Origin of the sequence: Cyclonatronum sp., from assembly GCF_022565315.1 — a bacterium.
Taxonomy (GTDB): domain Bacteria; phylum Bacteroidota; class Rhodothermia; order Balneolales; family Cyclonatronaceae; genus Cyclonatronum.
In genome coordinates, this window is record NZ_JAIUMX010000065.1 from 1 (window position 1) to 20,178 (window position 20,178).

The following is a 20,178-nucleotide window of genomic DNA, read 5'->3' on the forward strand; positions in this document are numbered from 1 at the left end:
GGCCGTTTTCCTGGCCTGGTTTCTGCTGCACAACAGCGGGCTTCAGGCGCAGGCGGGCTACTCCGAGCAACGGCTGCACCTGCTTATGCCGCTATCGGAGCGCGTGTACAACCGCAACTTTTACACCATCGGCCCCGCGCAAACCCGCTACTACGTAATCCTCGCCGGTCACAGCCCGAGCGAGCGGCCCGGCGGCATCCGCACCTACGCCCCCGATCAGGAAAGCAGCCTGCGCGTGGCCTCCGTAGGTCTCGAGGCCGTGCCCGCATCCCGCGGAAGCACCGAAACCAGCCTTAGTTTTGAGTTTGAGGGCGAGCACTACCGCTTCCGCCTCAGCTACGACCGCAGCTACCGCTCGCTGCTTTCGACCTTCCCCTCGCTGCCGCCGGAGTTTTTCTTTGCCGCGCCGGTCTCGCAGGGCCTGTACTCGCAGCTCGGCGCGCAACTGCGCCCGATTCTGGACGAAATGGACCTGCAAACGTCCCTCAATTTCCTGCTGCGGTTCGCCCAAACCGCCTTCGAATACAAAACCGATACCGAGCAGTTTGGCCGGCAGAAATACATGACGCCCGACCAAATTCTGTACTACCCCTACTCCGACTGTGACGACCGCGCCATTTTCTTCTCCTTTTTGGTGAGAAGCTATCTCGGCCTTGAGGTTGTCGGGGTGAGCTGGCCCGGGCACATGGCTACGGCTGTGCGCGTGGGGGATGCGGTGCCCGGCGACAGCTTCCGGCACGCCGGCGACCGCTGGCTGATTGCCGATCCGACCTACATCGGCGCCCGCGCCGGCATGACCATGCCGATGTTCCGCGGGCAGGAGCTTACCATCCACACCTTTTAATTTTCAGGGTGATGCGTTTCGAAACAGCACCACGCACCCGACTCAAACGGCTGGCTGCCCTGCTGGCGGTCAGCCTGTTTATTTTTGGGGGATGCGGAAGCTCAAAGCCGGTGAACACCCTTCAGCCTGCATCAACTGCGGCGGCGCAGTATCCGGGCTGGTTTCTGAATCCGCCGGAAAGCAGGGGGCAGCTTGCAGCGGGGTTCAGCCGGCACAGCTTTCTGTACCCCGAAAACTCGCTCGCTGCGGCCCGCCACAGCGGGGAGGCCGCCCTTCAGGCACAGTCGGGGATGCGCGTTACCTACAACAGCTTTTGGGAAATCACGCCCGGCCACACCGGCCGCGAAACCGGCCGGGAAGTATTCACCGATACCCTCGGCACCCGGCCGAACGAACCCGACCTTATCGCGGAAGCTGTTTTGGGAAGCATGCACCTCGCCCTGTTCGGCAGCACCCAAAGCCGCACCGACAGCCGCCTTCGGCCGCCCGGTCGCAGACCGGCCTGGGTAGACACGCCGCCGCAAAACGACCAATTCAGCTACGGAACCGGCGCCCACCCGCTCTTCATTAACGAGCAAACCTCCTGGAAACAGGCCGAGCTGAACGCCCTCAAAAACCTGGCATCGACCATCGAGGTGCGGGTGCAGCAACTCGACCGCTTCCTGAATCAGTCGCAGGAGGGCGCGCGCTTTTTCCAGACCGATGTGTATGCCGATTGGTTTGAAGTCGCCGCCCGCTGGCGGGATGAGCGCAACGTGTATGTGCTGGTCCGCGCGAGGGCCGTTTCCGTGCTCGAATAAAGCTGCCCCTCACAAAAAACCGGGTTCAGGTTTGGGGGCACATCCATCGATACAAAAAAAACGACAAAGCTGCGACTACGCGGAAAGTTTGTCAGGGTTGGGTTTTAGGGTGATGCGGTACCGGCGATGAACCCCGATGCCGGGTTCAGGTTTGGGAGCACATCCATCGATAAAAAAAATCAACGAGACTACGGCAGCGCGGAGGGTTTGTCAGGGTTTGGGTTTTTGGGGGATGCGGTACCAGCCCTGAACCCCGATGCCGGGTTCAGGTTTGGGAGCACATCCATCGCTACATCAAAACACCCTTGCTATGCTTATGCCGGCGAAGAAGCCGGGGCGGTCGAGGCGCCAGCTCGCATCGAGGCGGGCAATGCTGAACAGGCCGTTGAGGGCGATGCCGGTTTCATGGCGCCAGCGGCCCTCGTAAAACGGCTCGAAGGGCAGCGATTGCAGGCGGTCGTCGCCGATCCAGGTGCGGCCGGAAGCGCCGTGTACGAGAATGCCCAGGCCGGACCGAGCCACGCGGCGCAGGCCGATGAGCTCGAAGGGTACGCCCCGGAAGTTGTGCTCCCAGAAAAGGGCTGCGCCGTGTTCGCCCTCCACTATGCGGTTGCCCGCGGTTCGGAAGCCTCCGAAGGGCGTGAACAGGCTCAGCCGGCTGTCGAAGCCGCCGAAAGCCTGCACCGGTAAATCGCCGGAGTGCGTGAAGCCCTGCAGCCGCAGATCGAGGGTGTTGGCCAGAAAACGGCGGCGGAACATGGTTTCGATGCGAAAATCGACGCGGGCGTTGATCCGGGTGAAGGTGAAATCGCTGCCCAACAGGTCTTCGCTGCTGTGCTGAAACTGCACGAGGGCGCTGCTGCTGCCGGCAATGCCAAAGGGCGCGGGGTCGTCGCCGAGCCGCAGGTTGAGGGTGAGGCTGCGCATCTGGCCTTCCTCGATGGGCGCATTGGGGCGCTGCACCACCCCGCCGCGGAAGGAGTAGCTCGTAACCTGCGGCATGCTCCGCTGCGTGTCCGAAATAAAGCCAGCCTGCAGCCGCAGCCGGTTCTCCAGCACCGTCCGCCTGAAAAAGTAGGTTGCCGTGAGTGCGAACCGCTCGCTCCGGTAGTAGTCGAAGTAATCATCAAAGCCAAGCAGCATGGCGGCGCTTGCTGCACCAAAGCCCAGCTGCTGTGAAGGAATCCGGGCGCGGGTGTCGGCGGTGTAGGCGGCGCGCAGACTCAGCCGGCGGTTGGCCTGCGGGAAGCGGTACACGGCCGCACCACCCCAGGTGAAATCTTCCGAGCCGGTTCCGTAGCCAAAAAGGGCTTCGACGCTGAGTTCCGGAATGATATTGAGGCGGGGGTTGAGCCCGGCATAGATTTCTTCCGCGCGGTTGAACCGGAGCTGCGGCCGCCATTCGGTATTGCGCACAAATCCGCGGCGGGAGGGCGGGCCTGTCTGCACGGCACCTTCCCCGGCGATGCGCGCCAGGAAACCGGTCGGCTGAAAGGCATCGGAGATGGTTTGGGTGGAGTCGATGGTTTCGTAGGCGAGGCGCTCTGCTTCAGAAAGCGGGATGGCTTCCGGCTCGATCTCAAAGCTGCGGCCAAGGCGGGCACGCTCGGGCTCGCTGAGGCGGGTGAACCGGCGCTGCGTGCCGAAAACCGAATCCGGAACGGCGATATTTACTTCGTACTCCCGAATCGAGGAAACCAGATCGAAACGGATTTCCGGGATGCGGAAGCCAGGGAAACCAATTTCGAGCAGGCCGTTGATGCGCACATCAACCGGCAGCCAGAAATCGCCGCCGTAGTTGCTGAACTGCTGCCGGTACCGCAGGCCGAACTCCTGAATCGGCGGCGGGAAGAAAATCATTTCGCCGGGCACGAGATCTACTTCGAGCAGGGCGTACACATCGCCCAGTACCGAAACCGTGCCTTCAAAAACGGGCTGAAGCCGGGTTTTGGGAATCACGCGGATATCCCAAACTATCTGATTGCCGATGTAGCGGCGGCCCTCAACCCGGAAATCGTAATACCGGAAAGCGTTGGGATGCGTAACGCCGATTACCCTGAAGCCGGCAATTTCGATTTCATCATCATAAAAATTGGGAAGGTTGCGGGTGCCGGCAAAATTCTGGTCTGCAAGCAGGTTGCTGGTCTGCCGCTGATCGATCATGTACTCCCGGAACCCTTCACCGCGCTTCCACCAGGTTTGGGTAAGGCTCTCGCTGATGCTCACGATGCCTTCGTTGTTGCTCAGGCTTGTGCGCGTGTAGGCATCAGCCCGCCAGTTTTCGAGCTGCTCCTGCCACATCTGCTTGCGCAGAATAACGCGCTCCATGATGTGGTTGGCGGGATCTTCGCCCGTAAACACCAGCTCCTCAAGCTCGATGGCGGAAGGATTGAGCGCCACCAGCTGATCGGCCGTTTCGGAGGTAAAGGAAACGGACCGGGTCTCGTAGCCGATGTATCGGAAAATGAGAACGGCGGGCAGCTCATTTACCGGAAAGTCGAAAAAGCCGTCGTTGTTGGTGATGGCCCCGCGGAAGGTACCCTCGACCTGAATGTTAACCGCGGGCAGGCCTTCGCCGGTTTCGGCATCCGTAACGCGACCGGTGAGCCGGTAGGCGCCCTCGGAATCGGTTTCACTGAAAGAGAAGTTGCCGGCGAAAGCCGGAGCCGGAGCCGAAAACATCAGACTCAGAAGCAACAGCAGACAGCCGGTAAGGGTTGAGAAGTGATGAGCGGCTGAACCTGCCGACCGGCTCTCCGCCGGAACCATTACAGGCTTGGGTTGCCCGGATTTTTTAAATAGAAAGGTCATTTAGGAAGGCAAAAAATGAACGGCCGAAGGGGATTCGGCCGGGGAAATTCAGGGAGCGCAGAATAACGGCGGATTACGTAAATTTAGCCCCGTTGTTATCGACACAACAAATTAAACCACCTCTGCTGACCCGGTAGTTCAACAGGATAGAACGATAGCCTCCTAAGCTTTAGATCTGGGTTCGAGTCCCGGCCGGGTCACTATTCAAGTTTATAAAGCCCTGTAAATATTCAGTTTACGGGGCTTTGTTTTTTCCTGTTACCAAAAATGTTACCAAAAAAAGCCGGATTTGCTATCTGTTAGAACAGGTTCAGGCTTTACGCTTTTCGCCAAAGTTTGTTTGGGGCTTCATTTTGTCACTTTTATCACTGCTGCCGGTGCGTGATCTCTTTTGATACTTTCCCCCTGCTGCCGTAAATTATCAATGGCCTGTACCGGTGCTGCCTTTCTTTGGTGGTGCCGGTTTTTTTATGGGGTTCATTCCCTGATATCCTGAAATCAGAATGTCCCGGCCCTGTTTGCACCGGCTTAAAAATAGCTTAATCATCCAAACATCCCCGGTGCCGGGTTTGCTTACGTCTTACCAACTATCCGAATAATGAAAGCGCCTTCCTGCTGCTGCTGCTGTTCGCTCCATTCCTGATAGGCGGCATCCCCGGCTATCTTTTGGCCTGTTGGCTGTATTGTATTGGTACCGTCAATATTGGAAACAACTATAAATATCTTTCCGGGGCTGGTGGCAGCTTCAAGTTTTTTCAGGCGGTTTTTTAGGTTCATGCCGGTTATTCTGTACCTGAAATCCATCTAATAGGCGGAATGATACCTGCCTTTTCTCTGATAAGGTGAAGCCGTTCCGCTGTTGGTTCCAACTGCTGGTTGACATAAACAATGGGCGGTAAAATTACATCCGCATGAAGGCGGCTGAATTCGTATTCATCCCGGCTGATCCGGCCATCCTGATAAGCTTGGGAATAAAGCTGCTGTTCACGGGTGTTGGTTCCGCCTTCTAAGGCTTCAATTCTTTTTAGTCGCTGTGTATTCATCCGGCTAAACGTATTCAACATAAAGGGTAACGGGCGGGATCATGTACGCCTTGTTTATCCATTGCTGGTACTGCTGTTTGGTTTGGAAGTCTTTTTTTGTGCCGTTGTGGGTAAACTGAACGCTGCCTGTTGTGTCAATGGTAGCAACTGCCAAACGGGGCGGGGCTTTTTGGCAAAATTCGCCTTCTAACGCTTCAATCCTTTTCAGCCTGTTCATGATACCTTTTTGAGTTTTGCGGCTTCTAACGCCTGAATACGGGCTTCAAGGTCGCTGATTTCGGTTACTTTGCTGTAACTGTTTGATAAGGTGGCAAGGGCGTTAATAGCCCTGATACGGGTTTCGTGTTCAGCGGTGTCATCCATGAAAATTGTTTCAAGTTCCCTAAGTGCCGTACTCATTGAACAGCGCAATTCATCAAGCGTTAGGGGCTTTCGGCTTCTGCGTTTAATGGCCATTGGTACAGGGGTTAAATTCTTTGTTTTATTTGAAGATACGCATTTTGCCGGGGGGGCTTTAAAATTGGAATATATAAATTCCCCTTAAAACGGGGTTTGAAGGGCATTCAGCATAAATTGAAGGTATCCCCCCGGCTTGCATCCGCTTTTAATCTAATCGCTTAATTGCAAAGCCCCTTAAAACAGCGCTTGGTACAGTAATACTGCCGTTTTGGTAGCTATCACTTGTAATTTCAAAATGGGTAATTGGATTGGCTCCCATTGCTGAAGCTGCTTCATAAGCTTCACGGATTAAATTATCAGCTGATACCTTGCTTACGTGCCAATAAACTAAATTCCTTGTGGGGTCTGCGTGCCTAACATAGTTTTGTTCTAACTGCTCCCTTGTCATTCCGGCTGTTTGGTCACCTTCACGGATAAATTCAGGGATATACTGAATTCTGATAACTCCTATTGGTTCGTATGTGCCTAAATATCTTTCGGGTGTGATATGAAAGCCTTTTGCGGTGTATTCTGTGAAGTCGTATCCGGTAACAACATAAAATTCATCTTGTGGGATAACTCTTAAACCTGAACAGCTTGCCAACAAAAAGCTTAGCATTAAAATTGAAAGTGTTAATATATTTTTCATTTGTTTGCTTATTGATTAGTAAAAAGTATTGAAGCAAAATAAGAAACAGCAGGTGTTTCCCGCTGTTTCTTTTATTTTTGTTTTCATTGCTTTGTCATCTTCCCGCTTTTGCAAGGGCGGGTTTCAGGCATCCCCTATGCCGGGCATCATCCGGCCAAACATAGGGGTGATTTTTCGGGCTGATCAGAATGGAATACCATCTTCCCCGTAAGGTGTTGGGCTGAACAGTTCTTTACCTGTTGAATGAAGATAGGCTTCAAGGCAGGCGGCCATTATCCCCCGGTTAAATTCCGGATTTCGTGGTTCGGTATCTTTGGCCAAAGATTCAGCGCTTTTCAAATATAGGTATTGAAGGTAGTGCCTGAATCTTTCAGCTTCTGCCTTAAATGCATGATGTTCGTGATATAGCAATTCAAGTTCATCATCATTTGGCTGATACGGCTTTTCGTGCTGTTCTTTTGTGTCTGTTGTATTTGGTGTCATTGGCTTTTTTTTTGTTGTGGTGAAGGTTAAACCGGGGCGTCCTATATCATGTATGCCCGGCTTTTGCTTTGTTCAGGTACGGCATCAAACAAGCTGATTATCCGGGCGGCTTTGGGATCGGTTTGTTTGATAAATTCTGTTTCATCTATGGCACCGGCATCCAGTTCAGCCTTCACCATATCAAGGGCTTCAGCGGTGCCGTGTTCCGGTGGCTGTATATCATCCCAATCAGCGGGGTATCCCCGTTCATCAAATATTTCACCGGTGAACGGGTTCATTCCATGCGGGGCGGGTACCGTGCCCGGCTTTGTGTTGGAAGCTTCAGCGGCTGATATGCTGTGCTGAATCAGGTAATCAGCAATATCATATCCATCATGTTCAGCCGGTGCCTTTTGTTCCAGCAGGGATGATACTTTCATCCGTATCATGTGCCTTAACTGTTCGGCCCTTTCCTGCCATTTTTGGTAAGCATTCCCTTTATCCGGGAACAGCAAAATATCACGGCCTTTCAGCGGCATCAGCTTTTTGGTTTGAAGCCCTTCAAGGGCACCGGCTGCCATCCATAGTAAACTTGGTACATAAACTGAAGCAATCAGGGCTGTTTTTTCGCTTTCAACTATGGCAACGGGTTTGCTGATATCATCACGGATCAGGTGAAGGCCAAAAAGGCATTGATCAAGGCACCATTCAGATTTATCAGCTGGCAGGCGCCCGGCCTTTTTTAGCTTGCTGTGTATCCAATCATAGGAATAACCTTCCTTAATCCGCTTGCCTGTTGATTCATTGTACCTGATCAGCTTTCCGGATCGGGCCTGCTGCTGGTTGTCAATCTGCCAAAAGATAGGCCATCCGTTTACCGATCCGCTGCCGGTGCCAACATGATACATTCGGGCGGCCTGTTCCGCTGTTTCGGCATTCCATCCCGGCAGGGCTGCCATCCACTTTACAAGCTGGTTTTCATCATAGCGGTTCAGTGTTTTCTGTACCATGCTAAACGGCAGGCGGCCCGGCTTTTCAGGTTTGGGTTTCGGCATTGCTGCTGCCGGTGCCTGCCATGAATCGGGGCGGGTACCTGTTCGCTGAAAGTATTCACGGGGCGTTAAATGGTAGCTGCAACTTTCGGCCCGGTCGCATTTACCAACATCCGGGTTCAGGGGCTGGCCTGTGTTTTTATCAAGGTATGGCACAAACCGCCTTTTTTTGCAGGCAGGGCAAACGTGCTTTTTGCTGTTGGTATCAAGTGAAAAGCGGGGTTCAGCCTTCATATTCCCCCGCTGTTTTCTTTGCATAAAGCGTTAAGCCCTTACTTGTTCTATCTATGATAAAGCCAATGGCTAAAAGCCGTTTTTTAAATTTGCCTTTTGATACGTTCCTGTATCCATCATTAGAACAGTATTCCCGATAATTCGTATAAACCGCCTTTAATTGGTATTGGTATTCGGGCCCTGTTTCGGCTGTTTTTTCATATTCGTATTCATCAACAAAAAGCTTTACCGTGTCGCTTTCGGCCCTGTACTGATCGGCAGCAGCATCAGCAGCAAGGCAAGGGCTGAAATTTCCCTGTTTGATCAAACGCTGAAGCCCTTCAAGTATCCAGTTCAGCACTCCCGGCAGTTCACGGCTGATTATTTTATCAGCAAGCTTTTTATCCTGCTGTTCCGGTGGTATTTCAACAGGGAACGGCAGAATCAGGAACCTGCGAAAAAAAGCCCTTGTGATTTCACTTGCAACAGGCAGTTCATTGGCATTAAAAATAAACTTACCGTAATCAGTGAGCATAAACGGCTCTTTGTATGGCAGCCGGGCCTGAACCGGTTCACCTGATATCAGGGCTTTAAACATATTCACATCAAGGCTGCCGGATATTTCACTTGCGTAATTTACAAGGGTTTGGGAAAGCTTAGCCCGGTGGTATCCCTGTTCATCCGTTAAAGATTTCAGCGGGTAACTTGTAACGTTTTCCGGCCCTAAAAGGGCGGTCAAAATATCAAAAATTACAGATTTCCCGTTTGCACCTGAACCATACAATATCAACGCTTTTTCAAGCTTCAGATTTTTGATAAATATCCATCCAAAGTATTCAGATAACACGGCCCGGCTTTGCTGATCCGGCAGCACTTCAGCCAAAAAGCGTTTAAATAGCGGGGCATCCGCTTCAGGTTCATAATTGAAAGGCAGCTGATAGGTAATAAAATCATCAAGGCTGAATTCCTTCAGTTTGTGGCCTTCAGGGGTAATTTCAAAAGTGCCGTTTTGCAGGTTTATCAGCACCTTTTTGCCATCCCGTTCAGGTTCCGGCAGGTAAGCATCAGAAACAAACTGTTCAAAAAGCTTCCGGCTAAAATCGGCATCTTTAGCATCAAACTTAGGTACTCCCATTTTCAGGGCAACAGCTTTCAAAAAGCTTTTAATAACTTCGGCATCAATCGTTACCCAATATTGGCCATTGTAAGCGTAATAAAAGCCCTGCCGGTGGCATAATCCCCACTGTTTGGCTTTCATTAATCCCATCAGCTTTTCAATGGTGATTATCTTGTAATGCTTTTGGGTGATTTTTTTTATCTGCTTGTTTAGGGCATCCCGTTCCTTTTGCAGGGCTTCGCTTTCATCTTTGCTGGTTTCAGGGTTCTCCTGAATACTGCCATCAGCACCGGTTACATATAGCTTTTCTCTGATTTCATCCAGCCGGGCATTTACCCTGCCATTTACGATTTCACCAAAATTGATATAGCTTACATCCTTCAGCAGTTCAGATAAAACAGCTGTTACAGCCGGTGCCGGTGGCGTTTTGTGCCCTTCAATCAACAGGGCTTCCGCTTCCTTTTGGATATCATCAGGGGTAATCATGTTGGCCTGTTCCCCCATTTTATTTAAGCGGCTTGATATGGTTATCCTTCAGGAATTGCATGATTCCATCATAAGGATACAGGATCTTTTTGCCGTGCTGCGAAAAGGGTATCTGCCGGGTATCCCTTAGGTTCTGAAGGGTTCGGGCACTCCAGCCGGTTAATTCCTGAAGTTCTTCCTTCGTTAAAAATTCTTTTGCGGTGGCTTTCCGGATCAGCACCGGCAGCACTTCCTGAACGGCTTCAGATACGGCCTGTTTAATGGCCTGATCAAGTTCCTGCTTTGTAGGTAAATAGGTTTGCATATTGCTTTCAGGTTTTGTTTGTGTGAATTAACTGAAAGCAAACTAAGGCATTATAAATTAATGTTTTAAGTAACACGGTTCCCCTTAATGGGGTAACATAGTTCCCCCGGCTTACCTGATTCTCATCGCCTTCCGCCTTGTATTAAATGATTCAAAACTTGAATACTTTACATCAAGGCCTAATTCGCTCCTTTTGTACTCCATGTAATCAAAAGTGCTTTCCCATGTTACATTCGCTTCGTTTTTATACGTTTGGGCTGTATCCCAATAGAATTTATCAAACTGCTGTATTTCATTTGGTGCCGTTAGTTCGGGTAAACCCTGATCATTATCCAGCACCGGCATATCATTCAGGGCGTAATACTTCAGGGTTTCAATGTGGATCAGCTTTTCAATAATCGGAATCATGCTGTTCAGAATCCTTTCCTTTTTGGGCATCAGGGCCTTAATACCATTCATCAGGCTTTGGCCAATCGGGGCGGGTACAAAAGGCTGCTCAATCCTTTTGGGTATCCAGTGTTGCAACAGGGTTTCTGTGTTCGCAACGTGCCGGATTCCCCATTGATACAGGTGCCGGGTATCAATTATGAAGTTCTGAAGCTGTTCCGTTTGTGTTTCGGGGCTGCCGGTGTTTAGTATGTTTTGTTGGGTTTCAAACCGGTAAACTTTCAGCAGGCGTATCAATTCCTGATCAGCAGATTCAAGCTGCTCAATCTGCCGGGCTGCCTGCTGTTCCAGCATTGAATGAAGGCCATGAATACCGGCCAAAAGCTTTAACGGGCTGCCGGTATCCGGGCTGAATGATTTGATAAATTCCTGATACCGCTGCTGCCGGTTTGTTCTGAAGCGTTCTGAATCCCGTTTAACAACAGCCGGGGCTTGTATGAAGGTGTATCCGTTTGAATCGGATTCATAGCTGATATACGGCTTTGCCTGAAAATCCTGCCATTTGGAATTAGGGTTTGTAATCTGCTGATCATTTTCAGGCTTCCATAACAGGAACGGCAGGTCATGTATAACCCTAAGTTCATACTGTTCATATCCCTGATATCCGCAATTTTTGTAAATGCCATCAGCTTTTCCATCAGCGGAATAATTGCTCAACATCAAAAAGGTATCCTTCAGCTTTTGCGGCTGCATTGGCGTTCTGTTCACGGCTTCATTGGGCTGTTTGGGTACTTTCATTGGCGGCCTGTTCTGTGATAAAAGTGATAAAATGAAGGGCTAAACAAACATTGGCGAAAAGCATCAGCCAAAAAGCTGTTCCATGCTGGCATCAAGGCTGGTTTCATCAAAGCTTTTCAGGTATGCCTGTGTAATCTGTATATCTGAATGCCCTAAGGCTTTGCTGATATCATAAATGCTGATTCCTGCTGTTCGGGCGTAATCTGCAAAGCTGTGCCGGGATACGTGAAAAGAAACATTATCCTGAATCCCTGCCATTGCAGCAAGCTTTTTAAGCTGTTTGTTGGCAATTACATTCTTGGATGATATCTGTGCCTTCAGGTAGTAATCATCAGAATAATCCCGGTTTGGCTTCAGGATCGGAAAGATAAAGGCATCCGGATCAGGCTTTGCAGGCTGATATTTTTCCAGTATAGCAAGGGCGGGTTTCAGCAGTTTGATATTTTTGCCGGTGCCTGTTTTGGCCATGTTGTATTTCAGGCGGCCATCTATGATATGGCACCACTTCAGCCGTACAATATCCCCAAACCTGATACCGGCATTATAAAAGCTGAACAGGAAGGCATCACGGGTAACATCCATCCATGAACCGGGCTGAAGCTTAAGGGCTTCAATAGCCTGTATCTGATCAAGTGAAAGCCGGGTTTTTTGGGCCTTTTGTAATTTGATTGGCTCCAGCTTATCAAAAGGGTTAATCTGAATCAGATCATCCAGCAGGGCCTTTTTTATGATTTTCTTGATACTTTTGAAGTGCTTATGAACCGTGTTAGGGTTATTCCCCTTAACATCCTTCAGGTACCGCTTGAATCCTTCCAGTATGTTATGATCAAGCTTTTCAAAAGGGAATTTATCAGCATTCAGGTATTCCCTTAAATATCCAACGGTAACACGGGTATGCCTTACAGGCCATAGCATTCTATCCGCTTTCAGGGCTTCAATGAAGCGTTCAGCATAAGCAAAGAAATCAAGGGCCTGATCTGTGCCTGAATCTGAAATACTGTTCCGTATATCATCAAGGCTGGCATCATCCGGCAGGGTATCGATAAGCTGCTGAAGCTTTAAAATTTCAGACTGAATCCGGCTGTTCAGCACTCGTTGTTTAGGGTGGTTCCGCCTTACTTCAGCCTTTTCCGGGTTCCACTGTTTTTCATCAACGCTGATACCTGTTGATTGAAGTGAATACTTTCCGGCTTTGGTTATCCTGATATAAATCGGGTAACTGCCATCAGCTTTTTTCCGCCTTTTCAGCAGATAGGGTTTCAGGGTAAAACTTATTTTCATTGGGGGGCCTGTTTTGGTGTTACCAATATTGTTACCAATGAAAGATACAGAATATTGCTTTGATTTGCTTAGATTTTGTGCTAAAATGCCTTTTAAATTCAAATAAAAGCTGTTTTTACAGAATACCGCTGAACTATTCTTTAGGGGTTCAAGTTCCGGCCGGGTCACCCCCAAAAACCTGCTCAGAATCGCTTAAACAAGCATTCAGAGTAGGTTTTTTTTTCTTCCCCATTGGCCCAATGTTCCAATAATTCCAGTGTTTTCACAATTCTTCCCCACAGCTTCCCCACAAAAACAGCACTTCCCCACAACCATTATTTTTCAGTTTTTTCTGACTTCCCCATAAATGTGGGGAAGTCAGCACGGCATTCTACACGACTTCTGAAAAGTCAGGGTCAATAATTTCCGTCATCACCAGAGCATTGACGCCCGACCCCACCCTGTCACCAACAATGTTGATGGTAACTGTAGCCTTTGGAAAATTTGCAAGTGGGTACTGAGCCGGATCTCCGCTAAACTGAAACGATGGGTTTGCTGCTGTGACTGCGTTGAATGTGATCACGGTGTCTGCATTGTTCGCAACGTCCAGGGATTGCAGGGTGCTTTCGTTTTCAGAAGGTAGCGTTTATGTTAGCACTTACCTTACTCGTGCTGATAAAGTCTGCTGACTGACACCTCTGATTACAGATTGAGCAACCCGGATGGCTTTTATTGGTTTTTTTCTCAGAATTTTGGTTTACTGTTTAGGGTGATGGCATCATGCCATGAAAAAACCTCCGGTCGGATTAAAGCTTCAGGAGCGGATTTCAGGCCGGAAGCACATCACCCTACACATCTAAAAACATAATCGGAGAGAGGTACTGCTTATGAAAGCGGATCAGGGAAAGAATTCATCACAAGAGTTTAACCGGCGGAAATTTATCAGAACCGGGGCGGCCGGTCTTGCGGGGCTGGCTGCGCTCGGGCTTGGCGGGCAGGCGCAGGCTTCGGAAGGCGAGCACAGCGGTGAAGGTTTCGGCGGACTTTTTGCCGGCAAGGTCGTGCTCATCACCGGGGCGACTTCCGGCATCGGGGAGGCGGCTGCGCGCGAGTTTGCACGGGAAGGCGCGCGGGTGTTTTTCTGCGGAAGGCGTACCGAGCGCGGCGAAGCGGTTCAGCGGGACATCAGAGCCGCCGGTGGCGAAGCGACCTTTATGCGGGCTGATGTGCGTTTGGAAGAAGAAGTGAAAGCCTTCACCGACGGCTGCGTGCAGGCCTATGGCCGAATAGATATCGCGTTCAACAATGCGGGCATAGAGGGGCCGCGGGGCGGCTTTGAGGAAATCAGCACGGGCGGCACCATGGGCTACGACGACCTGATGCAGACCAATGTGAACGGGGTGATGTACTGCATGCGGCATCAGATTCCGTACATGCGGGAGCAGGGCAGCGGGGTGATTGTCAACGTGGGTTCGATGCTTTCGCACCGGGGTTCGGCGGCTTTCGGGGCGTATGCGGCGAGTAAGCACGCGGTGATTGGCCTCACACGGTCGGCTGCGGCGGCCAACGCGCGGCATGGCATCCGGGTGCTGAGCCTCTCCCCCGGCGGCACGCGCACCGAACTGCTGCGCCGCTTTGTAGGCGGCAGCCTCGATAACATCGGTGCAAACAGCCCGATGGGGCGCATCGCCGAGCCCGAGGAAGTCGCCCGGGTGATGATGAGCATGTGCCTGGCGCAAAACCTTTTCCTCAACGGCGATGACATCAAGGCCGACGGGGCGTCGTCGGCCTGAGCCTGGTTTTCGGGTTCGAATCCTCCCCCCTTTTTGAAATTTCTTTTATGAAAAATTTTTCTCTGCTCCTGCTTATTTCCTCCCTGCTGTCAGGCGCATTTCAAAGCTTGTCGGCACAGGAGGCGTACTTTCCTCCGGCTGATAATGAGGCCTGGGAAACCGCAAGTCCGGCAGCCCTTGGCTGGGATGCGGAAGCGCTCGCTGAAATGCTCGGATGGCTTGAAGAGCAGCAGACCCGTGCGTTCATTATTCTGAAGGACGGGCGCATTGTGGTCGAGCAATACTTCGGCATCAGCCGAAACACGCCCTGGTACTGGGCTTCAGCCGGTAAAACCGTAACGGCGGCTTTGGTCGGCGCGCTGGGAAATGAGGGCATCATTGACCTGCATTCGCCCTCTTCTATCTGGCTGGGTGAGGGCTGGACCTCCCTCAGCCCCGATCAGGAGGCGCTGATTACGCCCTGGCATCAGCTCACCATGACAACCGGGCTTGATTATGCGGTGGATGACCAAAACTGCACCCTGCCCGGCTGCCTTCAGTTTCGGGCAGAAGCAGGCACACAGTGGTATTACCATAACGCGCCCTACACCCTGCTCACCCACATTCTGGAAGCGGCATCGGGGCTGGAGCTGAATCAGCTCACCCAACAAAAAATGACCGCGATTCCCGGTTTTTCGGGTTTTTATGCAGAGGGCGCTTCCGGGTTTAACCGGGTTTTTGTGAGCAATGCGCCCAGTAAAGCACGCTTTGGTCTCTTTGTGAGGCACGGAACTTCCTGGGCCGGCAACGATCCGCTTCTTTCTGAAGAATTCTTCACTCAAATGATATCCCCCTCACAAAACCTTAACCCCGCCTATGGCTACCTGTGGTGGATTAACGGGCAGGAATCTTTCATCCCGCCAGGTTTTGCGGTTTCCTTTCCGGGCATGCTCTTACCTGATGCTCCTGCGGATATGTATGCCGCTATGGGGATGAATGCGCAGATCCTCAATATTGTGCCTTCCGAAGAGCTGATCGTCGTGCGGATGGGTCAGGAGCCTGAAACAAATATTTTTGCATTTACCAATGAGCTCTGGCAGCGCCTCAATCAGGTACGGGCCCCGGCTACTTCTGTAGCCCCGGAAAAGCCGGCCGGCTTCAGACTTGAGCAAAATTACCCCAATCCGTTTAATCCGGCGACCGTAATCAGGTTTCATCTTCCGGAAGCTTCGGTTGTGAATCTTGATGTGTACGATGTACTTGGGCGGCATGTACAAAGCCTCTTGAACGGACAGCTTGCACCCGGTTCGCACAGCGTCCGCTTTGATGCGGGCGGGCTCGCCGGCGGGTTCTATCTGTACAAGCTGCGCGCCGGAGACAAGGTTCTTTACAGGCAAATGCTGCTTCTGAAGTAAATTTTGGCGAAACGTTTAGCCGGCATGAAGAAAGCGCTAAGCCAAAAGGCTCCCGCTTACAACAGTTCACCCGGTTCTTTTTTGAACTTAGCCTGAATCCACACTGGCAGCCTTCCGGTGCGGATTTCATTGCTGTTTGCCGGGGCATGCCTTATATTTGGAACTTGCAAGCGCCAGAACGGCTTTTGCAACCAACCAACCACAAGGTTGGGGGTGCTTACTTTTGTGAGCTGAGATCATACCCCAAAACCTGATCCGGGTAATACCGGCGTAGGGAAACCTTTCGGATGCAGCAACGCCTTTCCTGATTGCATCCGCTGCTTTGATTCTCAACACGACAAGCACCTCCAATGTTTAATCTGAACATTTTGGAGGATATATGCATCACGTACAAACCGGCTTTCTGAAGCCCTGTATTTTCAAAGAAGCCGCATCCGGCTTCCTGTCTGCAAACACTATCATCAAACTGACGCTCAGCCTCGCGCTAATTGCCGTCTTTTTTGGGTCAGCCCATACCGCACAGGCACAGCAGCGCGCCCTTTCCGGCACCGTTGTTGACGCACGTACGCAGGAGCCCCTTCCCGGGGCCACTATTTTGCAGCGCGGCACAAGCAACGGCACCGGTTCCGCAGTTGACGGCACCTTCACCCTGCAGCTGCTCCCTGATGACAGCCCGGCACTTGAAGTGCGCTACATCGGCTACCGCAGCCGCATCATCACCCTCGACGATATCTCTGATTCCCCCCTCGTAATCTCGCTTCAGGAAACCACGCAGCTCAGCGATGCGGTGATTGTATCGGGCATCCGGTCTGATGAGTCCACCCCCATGAGCTTCACCAACGTGAGCCGGGAGCAGATTGAAGAACGAAATCTCGGTCAGGATCTGCCGTTTCTGCTTCAGATGACGCCCTCAGTGCTGGCAAGCTCCGATGCCGGAGCAGGAATCGGGTACACCGGTATTCGGGTGCGCGGTGTTGATCCGAGCCGGATTAACGTCACCATCAACGGCATACCGCTGAACGACTCTGAAAGCCACGGCGTGTTTTGGGTGAACATGCCTGATTTTGCCTCCTCTGTGGAAAGCCTGCAGATTCAGCGGGGCGTCGGTACTTCAACCAACGGTCAGGCGGCATTCGGGGCGAGCATCAACATTTCGACCGGGGCCCTTAACTACGACCCGTATGCGGAAGTCACCAACGCCGTAGGCAGCTACAACACGCGGCGGCACACGCTTCGGGCTGGCACAGGCCTGCTCAACAACGGCTGGGCCTTCGATGCGCGCCTGTCCAAAATTGAATCGGACGGCTACATCGACCGCGCCTTTTCTGACCTCACTTCCTATGCCGTAACCGCGAGCAGATACGGCGACCGGAGCCTGCTCAGCTTCAAAATTCTGAGCGGCCGTGAGCAGACCTATCAGGCCTGGAACGGCGTTCCGGAATCGGAGCTTGCTACCAACCGGCGCATGAATGAGTTTACCTACGACAATCAGACCGATAACTACCGTCAGGAGCACTATCAGCTGCACTACTCCTACCGCCTCACGGACTCCTGGCTTGCAAACGCCTCCCTGCACTATACCCGCGGCAAGGGCTATTTTGAAGAATTCCGTGCCAACGACCGGCTCAGTACCTACGGCATCGAACCCTTTCTGCTGGGTGAAAATCTGGTGACCCGCACCGATATCATCCGCAGGCGCTGGCTCGATAATCACTTCTACGGCGTGGTGCTCAATACCGAGTATGCTACCGACCGCTTCCGCTTTGTAGCAGGCGGCGCCTATAACGAGTACGACGGCGACCATTTCGGGGAGGTCATCTGGGCACGTTTCGCCAACAATCTCGACATCCGCGACCGCTACTACGACAACAACGGCTTCAAAACCGACGGCAACCTTTTTGCCAAGCTCACCTGGCACTTCACCGACCGGCTGAGCGTGTACGGCGATGCGCAGGTCCGGCGCATCTACTACGAATTCCTCGGTTTCGACCGTACCCTGGAAGAAATCACGCAAGATCACGAACTGTGGTTTTTTAACCCAAAAGCAGGCCTTGTGTATCAGCTTGCGCCGGGTCAGCGGCTGTACACTTCCTTTTCTGTAGCCGGGAAAGAACCAACCCGCCGCGAGTACACCCGCTCAACGCCGGATTCCCGACCGAGCCCTGAAACCCTGTACAACCTCGAAGCAGGCTGGCAGGCCAATTTCGGCAACGCCTTCTTTGGCGCAAACCTGTACTACATGCGCTACAAAGATCAGCTTATCCTCACCGGCGAGGTAAACGATGTGGGGCAGCAGATCCGCAACAACGTGCCGGACAGCTACCGGCTCGGCATTGAGCTGGAAGGCGCGTTCCGGATTACCGACTGGCTGCAGTGGAGCGGAAACCTCACCCTGAGTGAGAACAAAATTGACCGCTACATCGAGTTCGTCGATAATTTCGATACCGGCGTTCAGGAACAAACCGAGCACCGCAACACCGACATATCCCTGTCACCGGCGCTCCTCAGCAATTCACAGCTGCGGTTCACGCAGGGCGATTTCACGGCTGATGTTATGAACCGGTATGTGTCGCGTCAGTATCTCGACAACACCTCCAATAAAAATCGGTCGATCGATCCTTTCTTTGTTACGGATCTGCGCCTGAGCTGGCAGGCCGGTTTCATTCCGCAAACGAGGCGTGCAACGCTTTCTCTGCTGGTGAATAACCTCTTCAACGAACTCTATGAGTCGAACGGCTATACCTTCGGCTTTATAGCAGGCGGTGAAGAGCAGCGTTTCAACTACTTCTTCCCGCAGGCCGAGCGGAACTTCCTCGTGCAGCTGAGCCTGCAGTTCTGATTTTCTTTCCCATCCCAACCAAAATAGTACGGGCTCTCTGCTGAAAACAGAGAGCCCGTTTTTTGTGCTGTTTCCTTTCCGTCAGATTCCGGCTGAGTACATTTTACCTGTAATCACTTCCTGAGCACGCCTGAACAGCTCCTCCTCTTTCGGAATTTTATCGAGCGGCAGCAGCATATGAAATTCTTCAGATTCAAAGAAATACCAGGCAAGATGGGCCCTGTAACGGAGTGCCGGACTTGTTTCGTTATCCGACAGATCTTTCAGTGCACGGTTCATTTCGTGCATGTTCGCATCCGGGAACATCAGCCTGAAAAGGAATCCGTGATACACGGCTGATTCCCGCACGCCCGGGTTTTCCGAGCGCAGTGCCTCAGCAAAATTCAGGGCAATCCGCGCGATGTCAGCTTCCGCAAGACGAACCGCAACCTCATCAGCAGCTGGCTGATGGTAGTGCAGGGAGTCGGTTCCGGCGGCAGTACCGCCGAGGTGTGCTGAACTGAGCGTTACGGGCTGAAGGGTGAATACAACTGCCAAACCGGCAACAACAGCTTTGAATGATGGTAGTAGTGTTCTCATAGCTTTGTGATTTTGTGTTTTTTTTAGGGTGATGGGTCCCTTGCCCGAAACCCGGGCACCGGACCATGCCAGCCTTCTGTACAGACTAACACCCACACAAAGGCAGTATTCATGCCCAAAAAAGCCTGAAAGCGCTATCTCATTGCCATTTTTGCAGTTACCAAAACATTATGACCACACCGTGACCTGCTGAAAGCGGATTTCCAATCCGGAAAACTGCTTCCAAAAACCATCACCCAGCTATTCAAATAAGCTACTTCAAAAATGACATTTTGTTCATTTGCAGGCCGATTTGGCTGACTTCAACGTTTTTTATACTCTAATTCAACTAAATACGAAATACTACTTGCATAGTATTTAGTCAATCCCTTATACTAACCCTGTAGTATTAAACAATTAGTAAACGATTCCCTATGAAAAAGACGATCACTCCGGTCGGAGATTCCGAAATGGAAATTCTGCACATCGTGTGGGATAAAGGTGAGGCTACCGTAGCCGAGGTGCACGAGCACATTCTCGGATACCGCAAAGTGGCCTACACTACGGTAATGACCATCATGAAAAAGCTGGCCGACAAGGGTCTGCTCAGCTTCCGCAAGGACGGACTCACCTATGTTTACCGGGCTGAAAAGCCGGAATCGGAGGTGAAACACAGCCTGCTGCGGCAGATGCTCGATAAGGTTTTCAAAGGCTCCCCGGCTGAGATGGTGCAGAGCCTGGTCGAAAACGAGGCGCTTAAACCGGAAGAAAAGGCCGAAATCGAATCCCTCATCGAAAAACTCCGCGGGGGCAGCTAAGCTATGGAAACCCTGCTCTTCTCCCTCACCCCGGCCCTGCTGATCTGGACGGTCTTCGCCCTGCTGATGCTGCTCGTGCTCCGTTTCAACCAAAACGGCAGTCCGCTGCTGA

Annotated in this window: 17 protein-coding genes, 1 tRNA gene, 1 pseudogene and 1 riboswitch; of the genes and pseudogenes, 7 read left to right on the forward strand and 12 right to left on the reverse strand. The window is 51.8% G+C overall.

The window, feature by feature from the left end; all coding sequences use genetic code 11:
* Together LAT75_RS10415 and LAT75_RS10420 are read left to right on the forward strand one after the other, a co-directional pair.
* Window positions 1–844 (forward strand): annotated as a pseudogene (locus LAT75_RS10415) (hypothetical protein); the annotation flags it as partial.
* An 11-nt stretch (window positions 845–855) separates the two neighbouring features.
* On the forward strand, window positions 856–1,644 hold the full coding sequence (locus LAT75_RS10420) for a hypothetical protein (protein ID WP_291482604.1): 789 nt from the start codon (window positions 856–858) through the stop codon (window positions 1,642–1,644).
* A 294-nt stretch (window positions 1,645–1,938) separates the two neighbouring features.
* Here LAT75_RS10420 and LAT75_RS10425 read toward each other — a convergent pair whose 3' ends face one another.
* Window positions 1,939–4,455, reverse strand: a complete 2,517-nt coding sequence (locus LAT75_RS10425; RefSeq protein WP_291482605.1) for a DUF5686 and carboxypeptidase-like regulatory domain-containing protein — start codon at window positions 4,453–4,455, stop codon at window positions 1,939–1,941.
* A gap of 127 nt (window positions 4,456–4,582) precedes the next feature.
* Here LAT75_RS10425 and LAT75_RS10430 point away from each other — a divergent pair.
* Window positions 4,583–4,655 (forward strand) — tRNA-Arg (locus LAT75_RS10430).
* Window positions 4,656–5,028: 373 nt separating this feature from the next.
* Here LAT75_RS10430 and LAT75_RS10435 read toward each other — a convergent pair.
* From LAT75_RS10435 to LAT75_RS10480, 10 genes are all read right to left on the reverse strand, one after another.
* Window positions 5,029–5,232 (reverse strand): hypothetical protein, encoded by a 204-nt coding sequence (locus LAT75_RS10435; protein WP_291482606.1) that lies wholly within the window; start codon window positions 5,230–5,232, stop codon window positions 5,029–5,031.
* A gap of 5 nt (window positions 5,233–5,237) precedes the next feature.
* Window positions 5,238–5,516, reverse strand: a complete 279-nt coding sequence (locus LAT75_RS10440) for a hypothetical protein (protein WP_291482607.1) — start codon at window positions 5,514–5,516, stop codon at window positions 5,238–5,240.
* A gap of 195 nt (window positions 5,517–5,711) precedes the next feature.
* On the reverse strand, window positions 5,712–5,861 hold the full coding sequence (locus LAT75_RS10445; RefSeq protein ID WP_291482608.1) for a hypothetical protein: 150 nt from the start codon (window positions 5,859–5,861) through the stop codon (window positions 5,712–5,714).
* A 241-nt stretch (window positions 5,862–6,102) separates the two neighbouring features.
* Window positions 6,103–6,585, reverse strand: coding sequence for a hypothetical protein (locus tag LAT75_RS10450; RefSeq protein ID WP_291482609.1), 483 nt, complete (start codon window positions 6,583–6,585; stop codon window positions 6,103–6,105).
* 183 nt (window positions 6,586–6,768) lie between these two features.
* The gene (locus LAT75_RS10455; protein WP_291482610.1) at window positions 6,769–7,068 is read right to left on the reverse strand and encodes a hypothetical protein; all 300 of its coding nucleotides are present in this window, start codon (window positions 7,066–7,068) and stop codon (window positions 6,769–6,771) included.
* 41 nt (window positions 7,069–7,109) lie between these two features.
* Window positions 7,110–8,333, reverse strand: coding sequence for a DUF6371 domain-containing protein (locus LAT75_RS10460; RefSeq protein WP_291482611.1), 1,224 nt, complete (start codon window positions 8,331–8,333; stop codon window positions 7,110–7,112).
* A complete protein-coding gene (locus tag LAT75_RS10465; RefSeq protein WP_291482612.1) occupies window positions 8,323–9,570 on the reverse strand; it encodes a phage/plasmid primase, P4 family in 1,248 nt (415 codons plus the stop codon). Before LAT75_RS10465 ends, LAT75_RS10460 begins: the two co-directional genes overlap by 11 nt.
* 364 nt (window positions 9,571–9,934) lie before the next feature.
* Window positions 9,935–10,219, reverse strand: coding sequence for a helix-turn-helix domain-containing protein (locus LAT75_RS10470; protein ID WP_291482613.1), 285 nt, complete (start codon window positions 10,217–10,219; stop codon window positions 9,935–9,937).
* A gap of 111 nt (window positions 10,220–10,330) precedes the next feature.
* The gene (locus LAT75_RS10475) at window positions 10,331–11,404 is read right to left on the reverse strand and encodes a hypothetical protein (protein WP_291482614.1); all 1,074 of its coding nucleotides are present in this window, start codon (window positions 11,402–11,404) and stop codon (window positions 10,331–10,333) included.
* Window positions 11,405–11,467: 63 nt separating this feature from the next.
* Window positions 11,468–12,685, reverse strand: coding sequence for a site-specific integrase (locus LAT75_RS10480; protein WP_291482615.1), 1,218 nt, complete (start codon window positions 12,683–12,685; stop codon window positions 11,468–11,470).
* 866 nt (window positions 12,686–13,551) lie between these two features.
* On the opposite strand from LAT75_RS10480, the gene LAT75_RS10485 reads away from it, so the two are divergent.
* From LAT75_RS10485 to LAT75_RS10495, 3 genes are all read left to right on the forward strand, one after another.
* Window positions 13,552–14,457, forward strand: a complete 906-nt coding sequence (locus tag LAT75_RS10485) for an SDR family NAD(P)-dependent oxidoreductase (protein ID WP_291482616.1) — start codon at window positions 13,552–13,554, stop codon at window positions 14,455–14,457.
* Between the two features lie 47 nt (window positions 14,458–14,504).
* On the forward strand, window positions 14,505–15,851 hold the full coding sequence (locus LAT75_RS10490; protein ID WP_291482617.1) for a serine hydrolase: 1,347 nt from the start codon (window positions 14,505–14,507) through the stop codon (window positions 15,849–15,851).
* 199 nt (window positions 15,852–16,050) lie between these two features.
* Window positions 16,051–16,145: riboswitch (TPP riboswitch) on the forward strand.
* Between the two features lie 85 nt (window positions 16,146–16,230).
* The gene (locus tag LAT75_RS10495; protein WP_291482618.1) at window positions 16,231–18,690 is read left to right on the forward strand and encodes a TonB-dependent receptor; all 2,460 of its coding nucleotides are present in this window, start codon (window positions 16,231–16,233) and stop codon (window positions 18,688–18,690) included.
* Between the two features lie 81 nt (window positions 18,691–18,771).
* Here the strand turns inward: LAT75_RS10495 and LAT75_RS10500 are convergent, their stop codons facing one another.
* Complete coding sequence (locus LAT75_RS10500) at window positions 18,772–19,269, reverse strand: hypothetical protein (RefSeq protein WP_291482619.1); 498 nt, start codon at window positions 19,267–19,269, stop codon at window positions 18,772–18,774.
* A gap of 413 nt (window positions 19,270–19,682) precedes the next feature.
* Between LAT75_RS10500 and LAT75_RS10505 the strand changes: the two genes are divergently transcribed.
* Window positions 19,683–20,066 (forward strand): BlaI/MecI/CopY family transcriptional regulator, encoded by a 384-nt coding sequence (locus LAT75_RS10505; protein ID WP_291482620.1) that lies wholly within the window; start codon window positions 19,683–19,685, stop codon window positions 20,064–20,066.
* Window positions 20,067–20,178 lie beyond the last annotated feature (112 nt).

Excerpts from the sequence above, each read along its gene's own strand:
- LAT75_RS10490 (WP_291482617.1), top strand. The coding sequence starts at position 14,505 with ATGAAAAATTTTTCTCTGCTCCTGCTTATTTCCTCCCTGCTGTCAGGC.
- LAT75_RS10455 (WP_291482610.1), bottom strand. The coding sequence starts at position 7,068 with ATGACACCAAATACAACAGACACAAAAGAACAGCACGAAAAGCCGTAT.
- LAT75_RS10500 (WP_291482619.1), bottom strand. The coding sequence starts at position 19,269 with ATGAGAACACTACTACCATCATTCAAAGCTGTTGTTGCCGGTTTGGCA.
- LAT75_RS10425 (WP_291482605.1), bottom strand. The coding sequence starts at position 4,455 with ATGACCTTTCTATTTAAAAAATCCGGGCAACCCAAGCCTGTAATGGTT.
- LAT75_RS10470 (WP_291482613.1), bottom strand. The coding sequence starts at position 10,219 with ATGCAAACCTATTTACCTACAAAGCAGGAACTTGATCAGGCCATTAAA.
- LAT75_RS10505 (WP_291482620.1), top strand. The coding sequence starts at position 19,683 with ATGAAAAAGACGATCACTCCGGTCGGAGATTCCGAAATGGAAATTCTG.
- LAT75_RS10495 (WP_291482618.1), top strand. The coding sequence starts at position 16,231 with ATGCATCACGTACAAACCGGCTTTCTGAAGCCCTGTATTTTCAAAGAA.
- LAT75_RS10465 (WP_291482612.1), bottom strand. The coding sequence starts at position 9,570 with ATGAAAGCCAAACAGTGGGGATTATGCCACCGGCAGGGCTTTTATTAC.
- LAT75_RS10460 (WP_291482611.1), bottom strand. The coding sequence starts at position 8,333 with ATGAAGGCTGAACCCCGCTTTTCACTTGATACCAACAGCAAAAAGCAC.
- LAT75_RS10475 (WP_291482614.1), bottom strand. The coding sequence starts at position 11,404 with ATGAAAGTACCCAAACAGCCCAATGAAGCCGTGAACAGAACGCCAATG.
- LAT75_RS10450 (WP_291482609.1), bottom strand. The coding sequence starts at position 6,585 with ATGAAAAATATATTAACACTTTCAATTTTAATGCTAAGCTTTTTGTTG.
- LAT75_RS10420 (WP_291482604.1), top strand. The coding sequence starts at position 856 with ATGCGTTTCGAAACAGCACCACGCACCCGACTCAAACGGCTGGCTGCC.
- LAT75_RS10480 (WP_291482615.1), bottom strand. The coding sequence starts at position 12,685 with ATGAAAATAAGTTTTACCCTGAAACCCTATCTGCTGAAAAGGCGGAAA.
- LAT75_RS10485 (WP_291482616.1), top strand. The coding sequence starts at position 13,552 with ATGAAAGCGGATCAGGGAAAGAATTCATCACAAGAGTTTAACCGGCGG.
- LAT75_RS10435 (WP_291482606.1), bottom strand. The coding sequence starts at position 5,232 with ATGAACCTAAAAAACCGCCTGAAAAAACTTGAAGCTGCCACCAGCCCC.
- LAT75_RS10445 (WP_291482608.1), bottom strand. The coding sequence starts at position 5,861 with ATGGATGACACCGCTGAACACGAAACCCGTATCAGGGCTATTAACGCC.